Genomic DNA, 22,792 nt, shown 5'->3' on the forward strand with positions numbered 1-22,792 from the left:
CAATCGTTATTTTTGCGGTCAGGCTCCGATCTGACCCCCAAGCTTTAAGGATCTGAACCGTGATTGGACGCTTGCGCGGCACCCTGGCTGAGAAACAGCCGCCGCACCTGATTCTGGATGTGAATGGGTTGGGTTATGAGCTGGAAGTGCCCATGACCACCCTGTATCGCCTGCCGTCGGTCGGCGAGCCGATAACCTTGCACACTCATTTAGTGGTGCGCGAAGACGCGCAACTACTCTATGGTTTCATCGGCAAGCGTGACCGCGATTTCTTCCGCGAGCTGATTCGTCTCAATGGCGTGGGGCCCAAATTGGCCCTGGCCTTGATGTCGAGCCTGGAAGTGGATGAATTGGTCCGGGCTGTATCGGCCCAGGATACCTCGGCCCTGACCAAGGTGCCGGGGGTGGGCAAGAAGACCGCCGAGCGCTTGTTGGTCGAGCTCAAGGACCGCTTCAAAGCCTGGGAGGTGGTGCCGAGCATGTTCGCCCTGGTACCGAACCAGCCGGATATGCCGGCGGCCCAGGTCGCCAACGCCGAGAGCGATGCCGTCAATGCGCTGATCTCCCTGGGCTACAAGCCTCAGGAAGCCAGCAAGGCCGTATCGGCCATCAAGGACAAGAACCTGAGCGCTGAAGACATGATTCGCCGTGCCCTGAAGGGAATGATTTAAGTGATTGAAGCCGATCGTCTGATCGCGGCCACCGGCCCGCGTGACCGTGAAGAAGTCCAGGACCGGGCCATCCGCCCGTTGAGCCTGGCCGAATACATCGGCCAGCCCACCGTGCGCGAGCAGATGGAGCTGTTTATCCAGGCCGCTCGCGGGCGCAGTGAGTCCCTGGACCACACCCTGATCTTCGGCCCGCCGGGTTTGGGCAAGACCACTCTGGCCAATATCATCGCCCAGGAAATGGGCGTGTCGATCAAGTCCACCTCCGGCCCGGTGCTTGAGCGTCCTGGCGACTTGGCCGCGTTGCTGACCAATCTTGAACCCCATGACGTGCTGTTTATCGACGAAATCCATCGCTTGTCGCCGATTGTCGAAGAAGTGCTGTACCCAGCCATGGAAGACTTCCAGCTCGACATCATGATCGGCGAAGGCCCGGCGGCCCGTTCGATCAAACTCGACCTGCCGCCCTTTACCCTGGTGGGCGCGACCACCCGCGCGGGCATGTTGACCAACCCGCTGCGAGACCGTTTCGGCATTGTTCAACGTCTAGAGTTCTATAGCACCGCCGATCTGGCGACCATTGTCAGCCGGTCGGCGAGTATCCTCGGCTTGCCCCTGGACCCGGAAGGCGCCTTTGAAATCGCTCGACGCGCTCGCGGTACGCCACGAATTGCCAACCGTTTGCTGCGCCGCGTGCGAGACTTTGCCGAGGTGCGTGCCAAGGGCCACATCACCAAGGCCGTGGCGGACCTGGCCTTGAACCTGCTGGATGTGGACGAACATGGTTTTGATCACCAAGATCGACGCCTACTTTTGACCATGATCGAGAAATTCGACGGTGGCCCGGTCGGCGTGGACAGCCTGGCCGCAGCCATCAGTGAGGAGCGCCATACCATTGAGGATGTTCTGGAACCGTACCTGATTCAGCAGGGCTACATCATGCGAACCCCGCGGGGCAGGGTGGTGACGCGTCATGCCTATTTGCACTTCGGGCTAAACATTCCGTCACGATTGGGAGAGATGCCCGTGGTAGACGAATTCCTCGATGCAGTGGACGATTAAAAAATTGCAGGAGCGAGCTTGCTCGCGAAAAACGCCAACGATAACGCGGTATGTCTGGTTATACGCGGCGTGCTCAGGTTCTTCGCGAGCAAGCTCGCTCCTACAGGGTATTTGTCATGTGGGGTGATTTATCCGAGCTTTGTGCTGTCCCAGTGTCTGGCGTCGTCATTTGAAAGCGTTCAGGAATGAAAAAACAGTTGCCCAGCCAATTGGCAACCTGAGGAGTAAGCACTAGAGTATGCGCGCGCAAAACGGGGATCAGTCGTTCGCACATCGCTGTCGCGTTTATTACGAGGACACCGATGCCGGCGGCATCGTTTATTACGTCAATTACCTGAAATTCATGGAACGGGCTCGAACCGAGCGGCTGCGGGAGTTGGGTTTTGCCCAGTCCGAGCTGGTAGGCGAGGACCTGTTATTCGTCGTGCATTCCAGCGAGGCGCGGTATTACGCGCCGGCGCGACTGGACGATGAGTTGCTGGTCAGTGCTGAAGTCATCGAATTGAACCGTGCCAGCCTGCGTTTCAAACAGCAGGTCAGGCGGGCCACGGATGCAACGCTGCTCTGTGAGGGGCAGTTCCTGGTGGCGTGTGTGCGCACCAACAGCTTGAAACCTCGGGCCATTCCCGAAACTCTACGCGCGGCCTTTGCCGCCGTGAGCGGCGCGGGTCAACAACCAAAGCAGGAGATTTAGCGTGGAACCTACCGTCGTCGACCATTCCTCCATGTGGAGCCTGGTCAGCAATGCCAGTGTCGTGGTTCAACTGGTCATGCTGACCCTGGTAGCCGCATCGGTTACCTCTTGGGTCATGATTTTTCAGCGCAGCAACATGTTGCGCGCCGGTCGACGTGCCCTGGAGAGCTTTGAAGAGCGCTTCTGGTCGGGTATCGACCTGTCCAAACTGTACCGCCAGGCCGGCAGCAACCCGGACCCGGATTCGGGCGTCGAGCAGATCTTCCGTGCCGGTTTCAAGGAGTTCTCGCGCTTGCGCCAACAGCCGGGTGTCGATCCTGAAGCGGTGATGGAAGGTGTGGCCCGTGCCATGCGCGTGGCCATCTCCCGCGAAGAAGAGAAACTTGAGCAGGGCCTGCCGTTCCTTGCCACCGTGGGTTCTGTCAGCCCGTACATCGGCCTGTTCGGTACCGTATGGGGCATCATGAACTCCTTCCGTGGCCTGGCCCAGGCGCAGCAAGCCACACTGGCCACCGTGGCCCCGGGTATTGCCGAAGCACTGATCGCCACCGCGATCGGCCTGTTCGCCGCTATCCCCGCAGTAATCGCCTACAACCGTTTTGCCGCAACCAGCGAAACCTTGATCGGCCGTTACTACACCTTCGCCGATGAATTCCAGGCGATCCTGCACCGTAAAGTGCACACCAGCGAAGAATAAGCAGGTAATTCCCAATGGCTTTAATCGCTCGAGCTCGCAAAAAGCGCAAGCCGGTCGCCGAGATGAACGTAGTGCCCTACATCGACGTGATGCTGGTGCTGCTGGTGATCTTCATGGTGACCGCGCCGATGCTCAACCAGGGCGTGAAAGTTGATCTGCCCAAGGTTTCCAGTGAAGCCTTGCCGCAGGACAACAACACTCAGGTCCTGACCATTTCGATCAAGGCTGACAAGACCTATTACTGGAACCTTGGCAGCGAAGTCGACACGCAAAAGCAGCAGGACAAGGCCCTGACCTTGCCGGCCATGACCGATGCGGTGACCAAGATCATTCGCTCCGGCAACGAAGGCGGCAAGCACACCCAGGTGTTTATCCGGGGTGACAAATCGGTCGACTACGGCTCCGTCATGGGCGCCATGGGCGGGCTGCAGAAGGCCGGCGTCGGTAACGTTGGCTTGATTACCGAGGCGCCCTGATGCAGCAACAGCGAGAGCCGTCCGCCTCGGAAAGCTACTTCTGGCCTGGCGTGTGGGCAATTGCCCTGCACGTCCTGGTGTTCGGCATGCTGTTCGTCAGCTTTGCCATGACCCCGGACCTGCCGCCAGCCAAGCCGATCGTGCAGGCGACCCTGTATCAGCTGAAATCGAAAAGTCAGGCCACCACCCAGACCAATCAGAAGATTGCGGGTGAGGCCCAGAAGTCGGCCGCGCGCCAGACTGAAGTCGAGCAGATGGAACAGAAGAAGGTCGAGCAGGAAGCGGTGAAGGCTGCTGCGGAACAAAAGAAAGAAGAGGCGGCTCAAAAGGCCGAGGAATCGAAAAAGGCTGACGAAGCCAAGAAGGCCGACGAGGCTAAAAAGGCTGATGAAGCCAAGAAAGCCGAGAAAGCTGCCGAAGCGAAAAAGGCCGAAGAGAAACAATTGGCTGATATAGCCAAGAAGAAATCGGAAGAAGAAGCCAAGAAGGCTGCCGAAGAAGAGGCCAAGAAAAAGGCCGCTGAAGAAGCCAAGAAAAAGATAGTCGAAGACGCGAAAAAGAAAGCCGCCGAAGACGCCAAGAAAAAAGCTGAAGCAGACGAGGCGAAGAAGAAAGTCGCCGACGAAGCGAAGAAGAAAGCTGCCGCCGACGCCTCCAAGAAAAAGGCCCAGGAAGCAGCACGCAAATCCGCCGAAGAGAAAAAGGCCCAGGCCCTGGCAGATTTGCTTTCCGACACGCCGCAGCGTCAGCAAGCCTTGGCCGATGAGCGTGGCGATGAAGTCGCGGGCAGTTTCGACGACCTGATTCGGGCGCGGGCAGCGGAAGGTTGGACACGTCCACCTTCGGCACGTAAAGGCATGACAGTAGTGCTGCAGATCGGCATGTTGCCGGACGGTACGGTGACTTCGGTCAGCGTGGCCAAGTCCAGTGGTGACGGTTCGTTCGACAGTTCGGCGGTTGCCGCGGTCAAGAATATTGGCCGGTTGACCGAGATGCAGGGAATGAAACCAAGTGACTTCGCTCCCTATCGTTCATTCAAGATGACATTCACACCTGAGGATCTAGCCTTGTGAGAAACCTTCTTCGAGGAATGCTTGTCGTTATTTGCTGTATGGCAGGGATAGCGGCGGCGGATGAAAAGAACATCCTGGTAACCAGCGGCAGTGATCGGGCCACCCCGATTGCAGTCGTGCCGTTCGGTTGGCAGGGCGGCAGCGTGCTGCCGGACGACATGGCCCAGATCGTCAGCGACGACCTGCGTAACTCCGGTTACTACGCGCCGATTCCAAAAGGCAACATGATCAGCCAGCCAACCCAGGCCAGCGAAGTCATCTTCCGTGACTGGAAGGCGGTGGGTGCCCAGTACCTGATGGTCGGCAGCATCACGCCGGCCGGCGGTCGCCTGCAGATCCAGTACACGTTGTTCAACGTGGCCACCGAGCAGCAGGTCTTGACCGGCAGCGTATCGGGTACCGCCGAACAACTGCGCGACATGGCTCACTACATCTCGGACCAGTCGTTTGAAAAACTCACCGGTATCAAGGGGGCGTTCTCGACGCGCCTACTGTATGTCACGGCTGAGCGTTTCTCTGTAGACAATACCCGCTACACCCTGCAGCGTTCGGACTACGACGGTGCTCGTGCAGTGACCTTGCTGCAGTCCCGTGAGCCAATCCTGTCGCCGCGCTTCGCGCCGGACGGCAAGCGTATTGCCTACGTATCGTTCGAACAGCGTCGCCCGCGTATCTTTGTGCAGCACATCGATACTGGCCGTCGTGAGCAGATCACCAACTTCGAAGGCCTCAACGGTGCGCCAGCCTGGTCGCCGGACGGTTCGCGCCTGGCTTTCGTGCTGTCCAAGGACGGCAACCCGGATATCTACGTGATGAACATGGCCTCGCGTCAACTCTCGCGTGTGACCAGCGGCCCGGGCATCAACACCGAACCGTTCTGGGGCAAGGATGGCTCGACCATCTACTTCACCTCCGACCGTGGCGGCAAGCCTCAGGTCTACAAGGCAAATGTGAACGGCGGCGGTGCGGAACGTGTGACCTTTATTGGTAACTACAACGCCAACCCCAAGCTTTCGGCCGATGAAAAGACGTTGGTGATGATTCACCGTCAGGATGGTTTCACTAATTTCCGGGTTGCGGCCCAGGATTTGCAGCGCGGAACCGTAAAAATCCTTACAGATACCAACCTTGATGAGTCAGCCACTGTTGCGCCCAACGGCACCATGGTAATCTACGCCACCCGCCAGCAGGGCCGGGGAGTCTTGATGCTCGTGTCCATCAACGGACGCGTAAGGCTCCCACTTCCTACCGCACAAGGCGAAGTCAGAGAACCATCCTGGTCCCCTTACCTGAACTGACGCGGCGCTACAAAAAGAAGTACTTAACACACTGGGGTTCATTAGGAGTTTCACGATGGAAATGCTGAAGTTTGGTAAGTTTGCTGCTCTGGCTCTGGCTCTGTCCGTAGCCGTTGGTTGCTCCTCTAAAGGCGGCGACAATGCCGGTGAAGGCGCAGCTGTTGATCCAAACGCTGGTTACGGCGCCAACACTGGTGCGGTCGACGGCTCCCTGAGCGAAGAAGCTGCTCTGCGCGCTATCACCACTTTCTACTTCGAATACGACAGTTCGGACCTGAAGCCAGAAGCCATGCGCGCTCTGGACGTTCACGCCAAGGACCTGAAAGCTAACGGCGCTCGCGTTGTTCTGGAAGGTAACACTGACGCCCGTGGTACTCGTGAGTACAACATGGCACTGGGCGAGCGTCGTGCGAAAGCCGTTCAGCGCTACCTGGTACTGCAAGGTGTTGCTCCAGGCCAACTGGAACTGGTTTCCTACGGTAAAGAGCGTCCAGTTGCAACTGGCAACGACGAACAGTCGTGGGCTCAGAACCGTCGCGTCGAACTGCGTAAGTAATTCGTCATGCGAACGTGCCGTCGTGCTCTAACTGTATTGGCTCTCAGCTTCGCACCGCTTGCGGTGTGGGCTGCGGTTCCTGTAACGGATAGCAACTCAGGCTATAACAATAGCGGGAGCAGTTATCCGCCAGCGGGTTATGGCACGAACGGCGCCTATGCGGGGGGAGCGGCTACGTCCGCTCCCTCGGCACAGGGCGAACTGTTCAACCAGCTGCAACGCATGCAGGATCAATTGGCCCAGCAACAAGGCGCCATTGAAGTACTGCAGAACCAGGTGAACCAGCTGAAGCAAGAAGGCCTGGAGCGTTACCAGGATCTTGACCGTCGTATTGGAGCCGGTGTTGCACCTGCCGCTACTCCTGATAATTCTTCTACCGGTGGCGCACCCAGTGCCGCTGCCGGTGGCGCAGCAGCGGGGGCCGCCGCTGCAGCTCCTGCCGCCAGCAGCGAACCGGGCGATCCAGCGAAGGAAAAACTGTATTACGATGCAGCCTTCGACCTGATCAAGGCCAAGGATTTCGATAAAGCCAGTCAGGCCTTCACCGCTTTCCTGCGCAAGTACCCCAACAGCCAGTACGCGGGCAATGCCCAGTACTGGTTGGGTGAGGTCAACCTGGCAAAGGGTGATTTGCAGGGCGCGGGCCAGGCTTTTGCCAAGGTCAGCCAGCTGTACCCCAAGCACGCCAAGGTTCCGGATTCGCTGTACAAACTCGCTGACGTAGAACGCCGCCTGGGTCACACCGACAAGGTCAAAGGTATTCTGCAGCAGGTGGTTGCCCAGTATCCGGGTACCTCCGCGGCGCAGTTGGCCCAGCGGGACCTGCAACGCTTGTAAGCAATGCAGCCCGTTCAGAAGAAACCCGCGCTTGTCGCGGGTTTTTTCGTTAGAATCCACGCCCTTTTATGAAACACGCTTCCTGGGGTTGACGCGTTGGCGCAATCCCTTGAAGTGCCTGACGGAGGCGGACAGCCTGTTTAGCTGTTACGCCCGTGGCGACTATGCAAGACACATTACGTATTACCGAAGTCTTTTACTCGTTGCAGGGTGAAACGCGCACTGCTGGCCTGCCCACTGTCTTTGTACGGTTGACCGGCTGCCCGTTGCGTTGCCAATACTGTGACAGCGCCTACGCCTTCAGCGGCGGCACTGTGCGCACCCTCGACGACATCCTGGAGCAGGTTGCCGGTTACCGGCCGCGCTACGTCTGCGTGACGGGCGGTGAGCCTCTGGCGCAACCCAACGCCATTCCGTTGCTCAAACAGCTGTGTGATGCCGGTTACGAGGTCTCCCTGGAAACCAGTGGCGCCCTGGACATCTCCGCGGTCGACCCGCGCGTCAGCCGAGTGGTTGACCTCAAGACCCCGGACTCCAAGGAAGCCCACCGCAATCGCTACGAGAACATGGACTTGCTGACGGCCAACGATCAGGTCAAGTTCGTCATCTGTTCCCGTGACGATTATGACTGGGCCACCTCCAAGCTGATCCAGTATGGCCTGGAGCGTCGAGCGGGCGAGGTGCTGTTCTCGCCAAGCCATCACGACCTGAATGCCCGTGACCTGGCGGATTGGGTAGTGGCGGACAACCTGCCGGTACGCCTGCAATTGCAGCTGCACAAGTACCTGTGGAACGACGAGCCGGGGCGCTGATCCGGCTGCTGCGATAGGCGTTCTACCCACCGAATTACCGTTCAAATGCGTTTTTTCTGATTTATTTAAAATAAGGTGTTGAATAATCCTTAGAAATCAGTATTATACGCGCCACCACACAGCGGGTCGTTAGCTCAGTTGGTAGAGCAGTTGGCTTTTAACCAATTGGTCGTAGGTTCGAATCCCACACGACCCACCATTTTTGGCGGTTTAGAAAATCCGGAAGGCCCACGCAAGTGAGGATTTCCGGGTTTTTTTTTGCCTGTGATTTGGCCTGCCCGAGTCGACGTTGGGTCAACGTCTGCGCAAATTTCCGTTGTCGTCCAAAAATTCCTTAAATTCAAATATTCATATGCGGACCGGTGCTGACCCAATAGTCCGGGCGTTCGTGTGGGTGCTCAATGTGTATCAAATCTGATACCGCTGGTCGGAAAACAACCAATAACTTCAAGCAATATCCATTCTTATTCGATTATTTTCTTTATTCGTCAGCTAGTTACAGTTTTTTTAGGGCGTTACCTAAAGGTGGGTCAGTTTATTGGCGAGAAACGCGGTCGATGTTAGTTTGCCACCCTTCGTAAATTCGATGGATCGAACATGAATTCCCAACCGCCACGGACTCGGTATTCACTGAGCATTGCCCTGCTTGTCTGCCTCGCCTCCCCCAGCGTGATGGCGGCAACCCTTCCGGGTGATCAGGACCTGATCCGCGACCGGCAAAACCGCCTGTTGGAAGATCAGCAACGCCGCCTTGAACAACTCAAGGAACTGCCCGGCAAAGAGGCCAGGCCCGAAGCGCCAGCAGCCCCGGTGGACAGCCGTTGCTTCCCGATCCAAACCATTGAACTCCAGGGGGCCGACCACCTGCCTGCCCCTGAACGCGAGCGTCTGCTCAAACCGTACACCGGTCAATGCCTGGGCGTCTCACAACTCAACGCCCTGCTCAAAGACCTCACCGACTTCTACATCGACAAGGGCCTGATGACGAGTCGCGCCTACTTGCCGCAACAGGACATGTCCAAGGGGCATCTGCAAGTGCTGGTGGTGGAGGGCAAACTCGAAGGCTTGAAGGGCGCCGACAACAGCAAGTTGACGGACCGCGAGCTGGCCATGGCCTTTCCCGGCAAAAGCGGCGAGATATTGAACCTGCGAGAAATCGAGCAGGCCGTCGACCAACTCAATCGCTTGCCGTCCAATCAAGCCCAAATGGAGCTGACCCCGGGCGAGGCCGTGGGCGGCAGCTCGGTATTGGTCAAAAACACCCCGCAAAAGCCATGGCGCGCCAGCCTTTCACGTAACAACGACGGCCAGAAAAGCACCGGCGAACAGCAGTGGGGCACCGGCTTTGAATGGGACAGCCCGCTGGGCCTGGCCGATCAGCTGATTCTGCGCGGCGGCCATGACGCGGTCAGCGACCATCAGAAAACTTCCAAGAACGCGATGCTCTACTACAACGTTCCCTGGGGGTGGTGGAACTTCAGCTACAGCTACAACCAGAGCGATTACCGTTCGGTCGTCCAGGGCGACGGTTTCGACTTCAAGCAAACCGGTGACAGTGAAAACCATCAGTTACGCGCTGAGCGGGTGATCCACCGTGATGCCGTGAGCAAGACGTCGCTCAACGTCGGCTTGTCCCACCTGCGAACCAACAACTACATCGATAGCAGCCGCCTCAAAGAGAGCAGCAACCGCCTCAGTGAACTGCAGTTGGGCATCAACCATGGTCGTCGTATCGGCAGTGCGTTCGTCAACGTCGATGTGGGCATGCAAAACGGCACCGGCGCCTTCGACGCCCAAGGCAATCATAACCCCCTGCCTGGCGTGCCGGATGCGCGCTACCGCAAGTACACCGCCACCGTCAGCTACCTGCAACCCTTCACGCTGTGGGGCGAGTCGTTCAGTTTCACCAGCCTGGCCACCGGCCAACGCAGCGAAGACGTGCTGTTCAGCCCCCAGCGCATGAGCCTCGGTGGCTCGGCGTCGGTACGCGGCTACAAGGATCAGCAACTGACCGGCGACAGCGGCGGTTACTGGCGCAATGACCTGCGCTGGAGCCGCCCGGTGACCCTCGGTTGGCTGCGCCCGGTGTTCGGCGAGTACGGTGCCAGCGTGGGCTACGACCAGGGCGTGATCCGCAATGGTCGCTACAACGGCGAAGTGCACGGCCGCGTCTCGAGCAACTCCCTTGAGCTGTTCGCCCGCGGCCAACACGTGAGCACCAGCGTGACCTTTGCCCACTCGCTGGAACGACCGGCCGCGCTGCTTGAGCGCGAAGCACCGATCTACTTCCGCATGGATTTCTTCCTGTAATTCAACGCCCAGTTGCAACGAGAATTTGAAATGGATGTTCGCCAATTTGCCTTCCTGGTTCGCCAGCCTTCTGCTGCCCTGAAAAGCCGTGACGCGTTCCTGGGCCTGCCCAAACGTGGCGTGGCGCTGATCCTGGCCAACGCGCTGTTCTGGCAACCGCTGCTGGCCCAGGCCGAAGGCATCGTGGTCAGCGCGCCGGGCACCACGGTCGGCCAGGCGGGCAATGGCGTGCCGGTGGTAAACATCGCCGCCCCCAATGGCAGTGGCCTGTCCCACAACCAGTTCAAGGACTACAACGTCGGCGCCAACGGCGTGATACTCAACAACGCCACCGACCGTACCCAATCGACGCAACTGGGCGGCATCATCCTCGGCAACCCGAACCTGCAAGGCCGCGCCGCCAACATCATCCTCAACGAAGTCAACGGCGGCAGTCCCAGCCAACTGCGCGGCTACACCGAAGTGGCGGGCCAGTCGGCCAAGGTCATCGTCGCCAACCCCTATGGCATTACTTGCAGCGGCTGCGGCTTCATCAACACCCCCAACGTCACCCTGACCACCGGCAAACCGATACTCGACGCAAGCGGCCAACTGCAACGTTACCAGGTTGATGGCGGCGCCGTGACCATCGACGGCCAGGGCTTGAACGCCGATAACGTCGACCGCTTTGAAATCATCACCCGCTCGGCCAGGATTAACGCACAGATCAATGCGCGCAACTTGAGTGTGGTTGCCGGGCGCAATGACGTCGATGCTAAAAGCCTGCAAACCACTGCCCGCGCCGACGACGGCAGCGCTAAGCCCGAGCTCGCGATTGATTCGACGGCGTTGGGTGGGATGTATGCCGGGGCGATCAAACTGGTGGGCACCGAGGCCGGGGTGGGCGTGAAGCTCGACGGTACGTTAATGGCCAGTGGCGGTGATATTCAGCTCGATGCCACTGGACGACTGAGTTTGGCTAATGCCAAAGCCAGCGAAGCGGTGGTGATCAAGGCCGGTCAATTGGACGCTGCGGGTGCGGTGTATGCCGGCACGCGAGTCGATGTACAAACCACGACAGGCCTGAGCAACCAGAAAAGCCTGGCGGCCCGCGACAGCATCACCGTGACCAGCGGTGGGGCGCTGGTCAACAGCGGCATCATCGAAGCCGGTGTCAACGCCGATGAAAGCCGCAATGCCGGTGGCGATGTCAGTCTGCGCGCGGCAAACCTGAGCAATAGCGGCAGCGTGGTTGCCAGCCGAACCCTTACCGCCACGGCCAACCAAACCTTGAACAATCAAGGCGGCACTCTGAGCGGTACCACCGCCGTGATTAACGCCGGTCAACTCGACAACCGTGGCGGTCGTGTACTGGGTAAGGACTCGCTCAAGGTCACGGCCACCGGTCTGGATAACCGCACCAACGGTCTGCTGCACAGTGAAAACAGCACCGACGCTACGGTGACCGCTGCGCTGGATAACCAGAACGGTCGCGTGATCGGCCTCAAGAACCTGACGCTCAACGCTGGCCAACTGACTAACGATAACGGCCTGGTCGCCAGCCAGGCGCAGGCCCGTGTAACCGCAGGGCAACTGAGTAACCAGGCGGGTGAAATCTCTGCCAGCCAGACAACCGTGATTGCCACGAACCTGGATAACCGTTCAGGCAAATTGCTGGGCAGCAACCTCAACGTAACCGCCAGCGGTACCATCGATAACCGCCTGGGGATTTTCTCTGCGTCCAGCCTGACAGTACAGGCGGCCAGCCTGGATAACCGCGACAAAGGTTCCATCGCCGCCCAAGGCGTGATGAACCTGACCGTCGCCGGGCTGCTGGACAATCGCAATGAAGGCAACCTCGTCAGCCAGGGGGCTCAACAAATAACCGCAGGGCAGTTGAACAACAGCCAGGGCGGCCTGGTGTCCAGCAAAACCACCCTGGCGTTGCACGGCGACAGCCTGATCAACCAGGGGGGCTTGGTCATTGCCGACGGCGCGCTGACCCTCACCGGCGGCGATCTGGATAACAGCCAAGCGGGCGTGATCAGCACCAAGGCCGCCGCACACGTGCAACTGAACCAGTTGAACAACAGCAATGGCGGCAAGTTGGGCAGCGATGGTGCGCTGACCCTCAACGCCAACCAGCTCGAAAACGGCGCCGGTCGTATCAGCGCCAAGGGCGACCTGCAGGCAACCGTCGGTGTGCTCAATCAACAAGCGGGCGAACTCGTCAGCGACGGTGCGCTGAACCTGACCGGCGCGTCCCTGGATAACCGCAACGGCGGCCTTATCGCTGCCACCAAGGGCGTGGACCTGCGCAGCCAGACCATCCTCAATCAGCAAGGCGAGATCTCCAGCCAGGCCAGGGTGCTGGTGGTCGCCGATCAACTGAACAACACCACCGGCAAGGTCATCGGCGACAGCGGCCTGACGCTCACGGTGCAGCGCCTGCTCAACCAGAGCAACGGCTTGCTGGCGGGGCGTGAGAGCCTGGCATTGAATGGCGACCAACTGGATAACAGCCTGGGTGGCCGCGTTACCAGCCAAAAAGACCTGACCATTAGCCTGACCGGAGACTTGCTCAACCAAGGCCAGGGCACGCTGCTGAGCGAGGGCGGACTGACCGTCAGGGCTGGCACCCTGGATAACAGCCGGGGCGGTATTCTTTCTGCGGCCAATGCGCTGTCGATCACCACCCAGGGCCAACTGAACAATCAGGCTGGCAAGCTGCTGGCCGATGGCACCGCCACGCTGGTCAGCACTGCGCTGAACAACAGCCAGGGCGGCGTGATCAGCGCCAAGCAACAGGTGGACGTGCGCAGCGCCGGCCTGGACAACAGCCAGCGCGGCAGCATCAGCAGTGACGCTGGCATCACCCTCAACGCAGGGCGACTGGACAACAGCCAACAAGGTTCGATCTTCGCCAAGTCCACGGTCAAGGCAACCCTGACCGGGCTGGACCAACATGATCGTGGCGAGCTGATCAGCAATACCAGCATCGACCTGGACTTGAGCCATGGGCAACTGATCAACCGTGACCACGGCCTGATCGCGACACCGGGCCAACTGCTGCTGAACAACCTGGGCACCGTCGACAACAGTCAGGGCGGTGAAATCTCCAGCACCCAATCATTCCTGTTGATGGCCGATGCGCTGAATAACCGCGGCGGTAAAGTCATCAGTGGCGACAGCCTGCAGGTACGTATCGCCAAGGCGCTGGATAACAGTGTGGAAGGTGTACTGTCCGCCAAGAGCGTTCTGCAGGTGGCAGCCGACAGCCTGGACAACCAGGCCGGTGGCGCGCTCGCCAGCCGTGGTGCGCTGGACCTGAAGGTCACCGGCGTGCTGGATAACCATAACCAGGGGCAGATCTTTGCCGCTACGGTTTTGACGACCACCTCAGGCTCCTTGAACAACAGCGACAAGGGCAGCCTTTCGGCCGGCACGCTCCAGACGCTCAACACCGGCGCGCTGGACAATCACCAGGGCGGGCGAATCGTCAGCGATGGTAGCCAGACGGTCACAGCCGCCAATGTGGATAACCGCGCGGGTGTGATCGGCAGTCAACAGGCGTTGAACCTGACCACTGCCAACCTCGATAACACTGCCGGGTTGATCAACAGCCAGGCTGATTTGACTCTGACCGGGCAAACAGTCGACTCAAGCCTGGATGGCGAAATCTCAGCCAAGGGCGACTTGAAACTCATCGTCCAACAGCTGATCCAGCGCCAGGGCCGCTTGATCGGAGAACGCGCTGTGAGCCTCGATCTGCAAGGCGGAAATCTCGAAAACAGCGCAGGCTTGATCAGCGCCAAAGGTCCGCTGACCTTCGCGCGCCTGGCTAACCTGACCAACCGAGAACAAGGCGAAATCTCCAGCCAGACGGCGTTCACCATCGCCGCCAAACGCATCGATAACGGTGATCGCGGGGTCATCCTCAGTGCCGATCAATTGCGCCTTGAAGCGGATACCGTGGTCAACGCCAACAAGGGCTTGATCTCCGGCTGGAACGGTCTGACGGTGGTCGGCAATGGCCTCGACAACAGCGCCGAGGGCACGTTGTCGAGCAAGAGTGGCACCCTGCACACTGACCTCACCGGTGTATTGGATAACCACGCGGCGGGTGCCCTGGTCAGCATGGGCAAACAAACGCTCATCGCGGGCAGCCTGAACAATGATCAGGGGATCATCTCCGGCCAGGCCGATGTCGACCTCAACGTTGCCGGTCGCCTGGATAACAGCAACAACGGCCTGATTTCCGCAGCTCAACACCTGGGCTTCAATAATGCCCAGAGTCAAATTCTCAACCGTGGTGGGCGTATCAACGCCGCCAACATCACCTTTATCGGCGAGAGTCTCGACAACAGTGCTGGCCAACTGATCAGCCAGTGCACCTTGGACGGCACCCTCAGTGGCGCGCTGATCAATGCCAACAATGCGCGCCTGGCCAGTGGCGCAGCCCTGTTGCTGAACGCCGCCAGCCTGGGCAACCAAGGCGGCCAACTGGTCAGCCAGGATCGCCTTGACCTGACCCTCGCCAATGGCGACCTGGATAACAGCGCCAAAGGCACGCTTGCCAGCCAGAAAGACCTGGTGATCAAGCTGTTGGCCGGTGACGTTCAAAACCAGCAAGACGGCCTGATGTTCAGCCAGAAGGGCAAGCTCGACCTTACCGCCCGCGCCCTCACCAACGATCAAGGCACGCTGCAAAGCCAGACCGATAACCGCCTGCGCCTCAGCGGCGCCCTGAGTAACCAGGGCGGCCGCGTCGACAGCCTCAGTGGCAACCTGGACCTGGAAACCGCCAGTGTAGCCAACACGGCCGGTGGCGTACTCAACAGCAGCAAGGGCTGGGTCAAACTGGTCACTGGGTTGTTCACTAACAGCAACGGCATCACTCAGGCGCAGTCGCTGGATATCCAAGCCAAGGGCGGGCTGCTCAACCAAATGGGGCATTTGTCCGCACTCGGCGGTGAAAGCCGCATCGTCACCACGACCTTCAATAACCAGGGCGGCGGTGTCTACGCCGATACCTTGCTCAAGGTCACTGCCCAGGCTTTCGATAACCAGGGCACGGCGGCCGGTAAGGGCGGCAAGGTCGGTGCACGCAATATCGACTTCGGCCTCACTGGCGCCCTGAGCAATGGCTATGGCCTGATTGAAAGCGACGACGTCCTGCGCCTTGCTGCGCAAACCATCAACAACGTCGGCGGTAACCTGCGGGCCATGGGCCGTACGGGCACGACCGACATCGATGTTTCCGGCCTGTTCGATAACCGCTTCGGCGTGCTTGAAAGCGCCAACGAACACCTGAACCTGCAAGCCGCCGGCCTGGACAATAACGGCGGGCGCATCGTACACACCGGCACCGGTACGTTCGACCTGACCTCCGACCAAGTCACCCGGGCCGGCGGCAGCTTCGTCACCAACGGCCAGTTGGACATCAAGGCTGCCAGTTGGACCAACAGCAGCGTGCTCCAGGCCGGGCGCCTGAACCTCGACATCGGCCAGTTCACCCAGACCGCCAGCGGCCAGTTGCTCGGTGCACAAAGCCTGATCGGCATTGGCGACACCTGGACCAACGACGGCCTTCTGGCCAGTGATGGCACCCTCAGTGTGACGCTCACCGGTGGCTACAGCGGCAACGGCCGCGTCAGCAGCCTGGGCAACATGAGCCTCACCAGCGCCAGCATGGACCTGGGCGAGAACGCCCGCATTGCCGGCGGCGCACTCAACCAGGTCACTAGCACGAGCCTGAATAACCACGGGCGCCTGACTGCCATCGGCGACCTGACAGTCAATGCCACCACCCTGAACAACTACGGCACCCTGGGCGGCGCCGGAAAAGTCCGGCTGAACGCCACGCACCTGGTCAATGACAAGGGCTTGCTCTTCAGCGGCAACGACATGGCGTTGCGCGTCAATGATTTCAGCAACCGCTATGGCGACGTCTACAGCCTCGGCGCCCTGGACATCGCCCGGGATGATGCGAGCGCGCGCAGCAGCCTGATCGAGAACGTCTCCGGCAGCCTGGAAAGTGGCACCGGCATGCGCTTGCTGGCAGACACCCTGAGCAACCGTCGTGACCAGTTCACCACTGAAATGAAGCTGGTGTCGGGCAACCTCAATATCTATTGGAACGACTACTGCAAAGGCAAAGGCTGCGAGCTGTACTTCAACTCGGTGGAGAAATACGAAGATGTCATCACCGGCAGCTCGGCCTCTGCGTTCATCAACGCCGGTGGCGACCTGACTGTGGGCAGCCAGACCTTCGATAACCTTTACAGCTCGGTATCCGCCGCCGGGAATATCCTGATCAACACCGATGTGCTGACCAACCGCGGCGCGGCAGGCGGCGAAGAGCGTCACTTCAATTCCGGGCTCTATACCCGCGACCGTGGCATCTACAACACCTTCATGGAGCGCCAGAACCAGTTCAACATCTACAACAATCCCAACTCAGGCGACTACCGCCCGGGCCAGATGACGATGGACCAGGTCAGGGCAGGCGTTGGCAATTTCTATGAAAGCAGTATCTATGTAGTGCCCATCACCGGCAGCGTGATTGCACAGGCGGTGATTCAGGCCGCAGGTGCGGTGACGGTCAATGCGACCTCCAGGATCGACAACAGCGTCATCCGCCCCAACGCTACCCACATCGACACCCCGGCGGCCAACCGCAACACCAATTCCGAGGTATTTGCCTCCACCGTCAAGCCGGCGATCACCGCACAGCTACCGCCAGATCTGGCCCAACGCCAGGTCAACCCGGTGACCTTGCCCGGCTTCAGTTTGCCGACCAGCCAGAACGGCCTGTTCCGTCTCAGCGGCCAGGCCGCGAAGGGTGGTGCAGCGGGTAACGCGGCTACCGGTAGCGGTGACTTCAGCGTGAGTGGACGTGTAATCAGCGCCGCCGAGCGCGAGAAAACCCTCGACTACAACGCCGTGCAAGAACGCGGTTTCAGCCTCGATGGCCAGCCCGTCAGCGGTGCAGTCAACGGCCAGGGCCCGCTGGCCTTGGACAACCGCGCGCCCTCCGTCACCCGCGTTCAAGGAATGCCGGACATCGCCCCGGCGGATAACAGCCACAAATACCTGATCGAAACCAACCCGGCGCTCACCGACCTCAAGCAGTTCATGAGCTCCGACTACCTGCTCGGCAAACTCGGCTACAACCCCGACGCCAGCTGGAAGCGCCTAGGCGATGGCCTGTACGAGCAACGCCTGATCCGCGAAGCCGTGGTGGCCCGCACCGGCCAACGCTACATCAACGGCCTTGCCAGTGATGACGCGCTGTTCCGCTACCTGATGGACAACGCCATCTCTTACAAGGACCCACTCAACCTGCAACTGGGCGTGTCCCTCACCGCCGAACAAGTCGCGGCACTGACCCACGACATCGTGTGGATGGAAGAAGCCGAGGTCAACGGCCAGAAAGTCCTGACCCCCGTGCTCTACCTGGCCCAGGCCAACAACCGCCTGGCGCCCAACGGCGCGCTGATCCAGGGCCAGGACGTGAGCCTGGTCACCGGCGGCGACTTGCACAACAGCGGCACCTTGCGGGCCACCAACAACCTCAGTATGGTCGCGGGCAACATCGACAACAGCGGCCTGATGCAAGCCGGCAACCGCCTGGAAATGCTCGCCACCGACTCGATCCGCAACAGCCGTGGCGGCATCATCAATGGCCGCGACATCAGCGCCACTGCTGTGACCGGCGACATCATCAACGAGCGCACGGTCACCACCTTCAAGCAGGAAGGCCAGGGCTATCAACTGCGCAACGACGTGGTCAGCGAAGCCTCCCGCTTCGAAGCCACCGACACGCTCAAACTGAACGCCGGCCGCGACGTGCTCAACCTCGGCAGCAACCTGAAAGCCGGTGGCAACGCCAGCGTAACGGCAGGGCGCGACGTACTGATCGCCAGCCAGACCGAACAGGACGACTACGCCTACCAACGCCGTCGCATCAGCGGCACCGAGCAAACCATCCTGCAACACACCTCTGCCGTGGACGTGGGTGGCAACCTCGCCATCGATGCCCGCCGCGACATCGCCGTGGTCGCCAGCACCGTCAGCGCCGCCAAAGACCTCAGCGTCAAAGCCGGAGAAAATCTGACCCTGGCCGCCGCCGCCAACGAACAACACGACTACTCCAAAGGTAAAAAAGGCGGCACCAAAACCACTACTCAACTGGACGACGTCACCCAACAAAGCGCCGAACTCAAAGCCGGCGGCGACCTGATCGCCATCGCCGGCACCGACCTCACGCTAGTCGCCAGCAAAATCAGCGCGGGCAACGAAGCCTATGTGCACGCTGATAACGAACTGCAAATGCTGGCGGCGCAGGACAGCCACTACTCGCTGTACGACATGAGCAAGAAGGGCAGTTGGGGCAGCAAAAAGACTCAGCGTGATGAAGTGACCGATGTGAAGAATGTCGGGAGTGAGGTCAAGACGGGTGGAGACCTGACGCTGGAGAGCGGTGGGGATCAGAAGTATCAGGCGGCGAAGCTTGAGAGTGGTGGGGGTATTGCGATTGTCAGCGGTGGGGCGGTGACGTTTGAGGCAGTGAAGGATCTGCATGACGAGAGCCACACCAAGAGCAAGGGCGACCTCGCCTGGACCAGCTCCAAGGGCAAGGGGAATACCGACGAGACGCTACGTCAGACGCAGATGATTGCAGAAGGCAGCGTCGTGATTAAAGCCGTCGATGGCTTGAAAATTGACATCAAGCAGATCGATCAAAATACGGTTAGTCAGACGATTGATGTGATGGTCAAAGCCGACCCGCAACTGGCCTGGCTAAAAGAGGCCGAGCAGCGCGGAGACGTGGATTGGCGCCAGGTTAAAGAGCTGCACGACAGTTTCAAGTACAGCAATTCAGGCTTGGGCGCCGGCGCGCAGATCATCATCGCGATCATTGTTACCTACTTCACGATGGGAGCCGCCAGCGGTGCAATTGCCGCAGCTGGTTCGGGGACATCGATGGCGAGTGCCACGGCTGTTGGGACTGCGGCCACGTCTGCCGGATGGGCCAATGCTGCGGGCAGTACCGTGCTTGCTGGCATGGCGAGTAACGGTGCGATCAGCGCCATCAATAACCGTGGAAACCTGAGCACCGTCTTAAAGGATGTCACTTCCAGCGACGCGATGAAAGGCTACGTGGTGTCCGGCGTCACTGCGGGCTTGACTGCAGGTGTCTATGACAAATGGACCGGCACTCAGACAGGTACTTCCACTGCACTCCCCAACTCAGGTGCAGTTGCCACCGTAAGTCCGTTGAGCACTTGGCAAGGTGTGGGGCAGTTCACGGCCAACCAAGTACTGCAAAACGGAACATCACTATTGGTAGATCGGGCGCTCGGGGGCGAAGCCCGTCTTGGCGACGCGTTGCAGAGTAGTTTGGCTAACGCATTTGCGGCTTATGGATTCAACCTGGTCGGGGATGTTTCCAAGAACCGGTTTGCAGAAGGTGGCATTACCAAGATTGGGCTACATGCCTTGATGGGCGGGTTGGCAGCTGAGGCTTCTGGAGGAGATTTCCGCACAGGGGCCCTGGCAGCGGGTGTGAATGAGGCATTGCTGGATAGCCTCGCCAAGAACTACGCGGACATGCCCGATGACCAGAAGAAAGGTTTGCTGGTCATGAACTCGCAGTTGCTTGGTGTGCTTGCGGCATCGGTACAGAGCAATGCGGATGCGCAGAGCCTGCAAACTGGGGCGTGGGTGGCAAAGAATGCCACGCAATACAACTATCTGGGCGATCATCAAAAGGCTCAGAGAGCGAAAGAGCTGGAAGAAAGCAAAGATTCACTGGAAACACTCAGGATCAATACGAAGTGGGAATTGATCGACGCCGGGCAGGACGCCAGCTTTGCGGGTGGGGCAGTGGTTGGGGTGCCGGAAGGGCTACTTGATACGGTCAAGGGCATCTTGGAAGTTGCCGTCAGCCCGATAGAGACGTATCGGGCGTTGAGATCTGTGCTTGAGAGCGGGGATGTGCTGGGTAATGTTTCGGACGCTATGAAGCAGTCCTACATCGCACGAATTGACAATCTGGAAGCAGAGTATGAAAGAGCTGGGGCGGGTGGATCGTTTAACGCAGGGCGTGAAACCGGGAAGCTGATAAGCGACGTGGTGGCGCTTGGGACGGGGGTTGGGGGAGCGCTGAAAAGCGGGGCCTTGCTCGTCGAAAAGGTCACTGCTAAGGTTGTTAAGGTGGAGTTGGCGGGTGCAAAAGCAACCGGCGAGGTAGCTGCTACCGTGCCGCGGACTCCTCTAGCAGGCCCGACAGGTAACTGGAAAAATTATACTCACGCAGAGGCTGTCATTCAGACCCAAGCATCTGGCCGGTTGGTAAATGCAGAAAAAGCGGTTATTGATCCGAGCAAAGTGACATCTTATGCATTGAACACAGCGCACCCTGTTGGCGGTAACAAAGCAAAGGTCTTTGAGTCGGCCTTGGGCTACAATCAAACGAATGCTGCCAGTTTAATAACAAAAGTACAGGAGGGTGCAGCGCTGTATCCTGCGAAGTTAGGCGCTTCTGATAAATTTGGTCAGCGTATAACTATAGATATGCCAATAACTGGGCCAAACGGTAATACGGCAACTGTCCGTACAGGCTGGATATATGATCCGGGTTCTGCCACACCTAGGATGACGACCCTCTATGTCAAGTAAGGAGTATAAGGTGGTTTATTCGCTTTTTGATGTGGTTGTGTTAATCGAGGATATTCCGGAGGAGGGGTTGCGGGCAGGTATGAAGGGCGCGATTATCGAGATCTATAGTCAGCCAGTTGAGGGGTATGAAATAGAGTTTTGTGACGAGCAGGGGCGAACAGTTTCACAGTTGGCATTATCCTCTAATCAATTCCAGCTCTATAAGTAGGTGCAAAAGCAACTGGGGCTGTTGTAGATGATGCGGTCAAGGCATTACCAGCTCCAAGGCAAATAGATGCATCCTGGAGCGCGAGCACTTATAACAAGGGCGGCCTGATAAGAAAAGGGGACAGATTTATTTTAGCGATCAAAGAAAAGGGGACAGATTTATTTTTGAAGTTTGGTTTTGTGAGGATTTTGAAAAGTAGCGGATGAGTTTCTGAAAAATAAATCTGTCCCCTTTTTTTACTCAACTGGCCTGGATTAAGGATGCAGAGGCTCGTGGGGATGTGGACTGGAGGCAGGTCAAGGAGATTCATGACAGCTTCAAGTACAGCAACTCAGGGTTGGGGCCTGCGTCGCAGATCATTATTGCGATTGTGATGGCGGCGGTGGTTGGGCCGTTGGCTGCGGGTGCGGCTGCCAGCGCAGGGGCGGGCGTTGGCGTGGCAGCTGGAGCTGGAGCAGTGGCTGCAGGAGCAGCGACCAACGCTACGGTCAGTGTCGTTAACAACCGTGGCAACTTGGGCGCGGTACTCAAGGACGTGACTTCTTCGGATGCGATGAAGGGGTATGTGATTGCTGGCGTCACGGCTGGCATGACCGCTGCATATTTTGGTGATTGGACGGGGACTCAAACAAACACAATCACTGGGAAAGTCACGACGCCAGGTCTACTGAATACATGGAGCGGTGTCGGTAAATTTGCCGCCAACCAGACGTTGCAAAGCGGCACATCCATGCTGCTGAGCAAGGCACTCGGGCAGGGCGGTAGCGCCAGCGATGCATTAAAAAGTGCGCTGTTCAATACGTTGGCGGCAGCTAGTTTCAATCTGGTGGGAAATTACACCCAAGGTGTAGTTGCCGATGGGTCGGCACCCAAGATTGCGATTCACGCGATGGTAGGTGGTTTGCTGGCTGAGGCTACGGGCGGCGATTTTAAAACCGGTGCGTTGGCAGCGGGGGCGAATGAGGCGCTGGTTACTCATCTGAATACGCTGGTTAACGGCAACGAAGAGTTGCTGACGATGAGTTCGCAGATCGTGGGTGTGTTGGCGGCTGCGGGGCAGAAAGATGCGGACGCTGCCAAGATCGAGAAAGGGGCTTGGGTTGCGCAAAACCTGACGCAATACAATTTTCTGGAGCATCTGCCACCAGGCTTAAGTGAATACGGATCAGCGGCGACTACTCTGGCAAAGGACATGCTGGAAAAAGGTGCCACTAACGACCAAATTGCCCAAGCACAGCTGGAGCTGGCCCAAGGACAAGGTTTTGAAGGGGTTCAACCGGCTAACGAGTTCGTCAAGGCTTGGGGCTATTTTATGGCCGGTGAACTCACAGGTGCTGGGCTGGCGGCAGTATTAGGTCGGCTTGTGATGGGAGGTGCAAAAGGATTGCCTTCCGCCCTGCAAAATTTCGGCGGCCGCACTTTCGATGATCTATCTG

Annotated in this window: 13 protein-coding genes, 1 tRNA gene and 1 pseudogene; all 15 read left to right on the forward strand. The window is 58.9% G+C overall.

Translation table 11 applies throughout. The annotated features are described in order from the left end of the window. Positions 1-59: 59 nt before the first annotated feature. Positions 60-671, forward strand: a complete 612-nt coding sequence (ruvA, locus tag JFT58_RS14725; RefSeq protein WP_054898002.1) for a Holliday junction branch migration protein RuvA — start codon at positions 60-62, stop codon at positions 669-671. Continuing rightward, positions 672-1,730: a Holliday junction branch migration DNA helicase RuvB gene (ruvB, locus tag JFT58_RS14730; protein WP_003193867.1), complete on the forward strand. Its 1,059-nt coding sequence runs from the start codon at positions 672-674 to the stop codon at positions 1,728-1,730. It abuts the gene before it with no gap. A gap of 238 nt (positions 1,731-1,968) precedes the next feature. Continuing rightward, positions 1,969-2,424 carry a tol-pal system-associated acyl-CoA thioesterase gene (gene ybgC, locus JFT58_RS14735; protein ID WP_054898001.1) on the forward strand — a complete coding sequence of 152 codons (456 nt, stop codon included), beginning with the start codon at positions 1,969-1,971 and terminating at the stop codon, positions 2,422-2,424. 1 nt (position 2,425) lies between these two features. Beyond that, positions 2,426-3,121, forward strand: a complete 696-nt coding sequence (gene tolQ / locus JFT58_RS14740) for a protein TolQ (RefSeq protein WP_003193865.1) — start codon at positions 2,426-2,428, stop codon at positions 3,119-3,121. 23 nt (positions 3,122-3,144) lie between these two features. Next, on the forward strand, positions 3,145-3,597 hold the full coding sequence (tolR, locus tag JFT58_RS14745; RefSeq protein WP_161793227.1) for a protein TolR: 453 nt from the start codon (positions 3,145-3,147) through the stop codon (positions 3,595-3,597). Continuing rightward, on the forward strand, positions 3,597-4,670 hold the full coding sequence (tolA, locus tag JFT58_RS14750) for a cell envelope integrity protein TolA (RefSeq protein WP_003193863.1): 1,074 nt from the start codon (positions 3,597-3,599) through the stop codon (positions 4,668-4,670). Before tolR ends, tolA begins: the two co-directional genes overlap by 1 nt. Before the next feature lie 17 nt (positions 4,671-4,687). Further along, a complete protein-coding gene (gene tolB / locus JFT58_RS14755; RefSeq protein WP_032874245.1) occupies positions 4,688-5,968 on the forward strand; it encodes a Tol-Pal system beta propeller repeat protein TolB in 1,281 nt (426 codons plus the stop codon). Between the two features lie 55 nt (positions 5,969-6,023). Next, complete coding sequence (gene pal, locus JFT58_RS14760; protein ID WP_003193861.1) at positions 6,024-6,524, forward strand: peptidoglycan-associated lipoprotein Pal; 501 nt, start codon at positions 6,024-6,026, stop codon at positions 6,522-6,524. 6 nt (positions 6,525-6,530) lie between these two features. After that, on the forward strand, positions 6,531-7,361 hold the full coding sequence (ybgF, locus tag JFT58_RS14765) for a tol-pal system protein YbgF (protein WP_054898000.1): 831 nt from the start codon (positions 6,531-6,533) through the stop codon (positions 7,359-7,361). 164 nt (positions 7,362-7,525) lie between these two features. After that, positions 7,526-8,173 (forward strand): 7-carboxy-7-deazaguanine synthase QueE, encoded by a 648-nt coding sequence (queE, locus tag JFT58_RS14770; protein WP_034128580.1) that lies wholly within the window; start codon positions 7,526-7,528, stop codon positions 8,171-8,173. Positions 8,174-8,296: 123 nt separating this feature from the next. Continuing rightward, positions 8,297-8,372, forward strand: a tRNA-Lys gene (locus JFT58_RS14775). Positions 8,373-8,770: 398 nt separating this feature from the next. Beyond that, on the forward strand, positions 8,771-10,483 hold the full coding sequence (locus JFT58_RS14780; protein WP_054897999.1) for a ShlB/FhaC/HecB family hemolysin secretion/activation protein: 1,713 nt from the start codon (positions 8,771-8,773) through the stop codon (positions 10,481-10,483). Positions 10,484-10,513: 30 nt separating this feature from the next. Further along, positions 10,514-21,148, forward strand: coding sequence for a two-partner secretion domain-containing protein (locus JFT58_RS30595; RefSeq protein WP_269837125.1), 10,635 nt, complete (start codon positions 10,514-10,516; stop codon positions 21,146-21,148). A gap of 10 nt (positions 21,149-21,158) precedes the next feature. After that, positions 21,159-21,356 carry a DUF4926 domain-containing protein gene (locus JFT58_RS30600; protein WP_034128708.1) on the forward strand — a complete coding sequence of 66 codons (198 nt, stop codon included), beginning with the start codon at positions 21,159-21,161 and terminating at the stop codon, positions 21,354-21,356. Between the two features lie 241 nt (positions 21,357-21,597). Beyond that, a pseudogene (locus JFT58_RS30785) lies at positions 21,598-22,494 on the forward strand (DUF637 domain-containing protein); the annotation flags it as partial. Positions 22,495-22,792: the final 298 nt, after the last annotated feature.

It is taken from the genome of Pseudomonas sp. MF6767 (genome assembly GCF_016405475.1).
GTDB classification, from domain to species: Bacteria; Pseudomonadota; Gammaproteobacteria; order Pseudomonadales; family Pseudomonadaceae; genus Aquipseudomonas; species Aquipseudomonas paracarnis.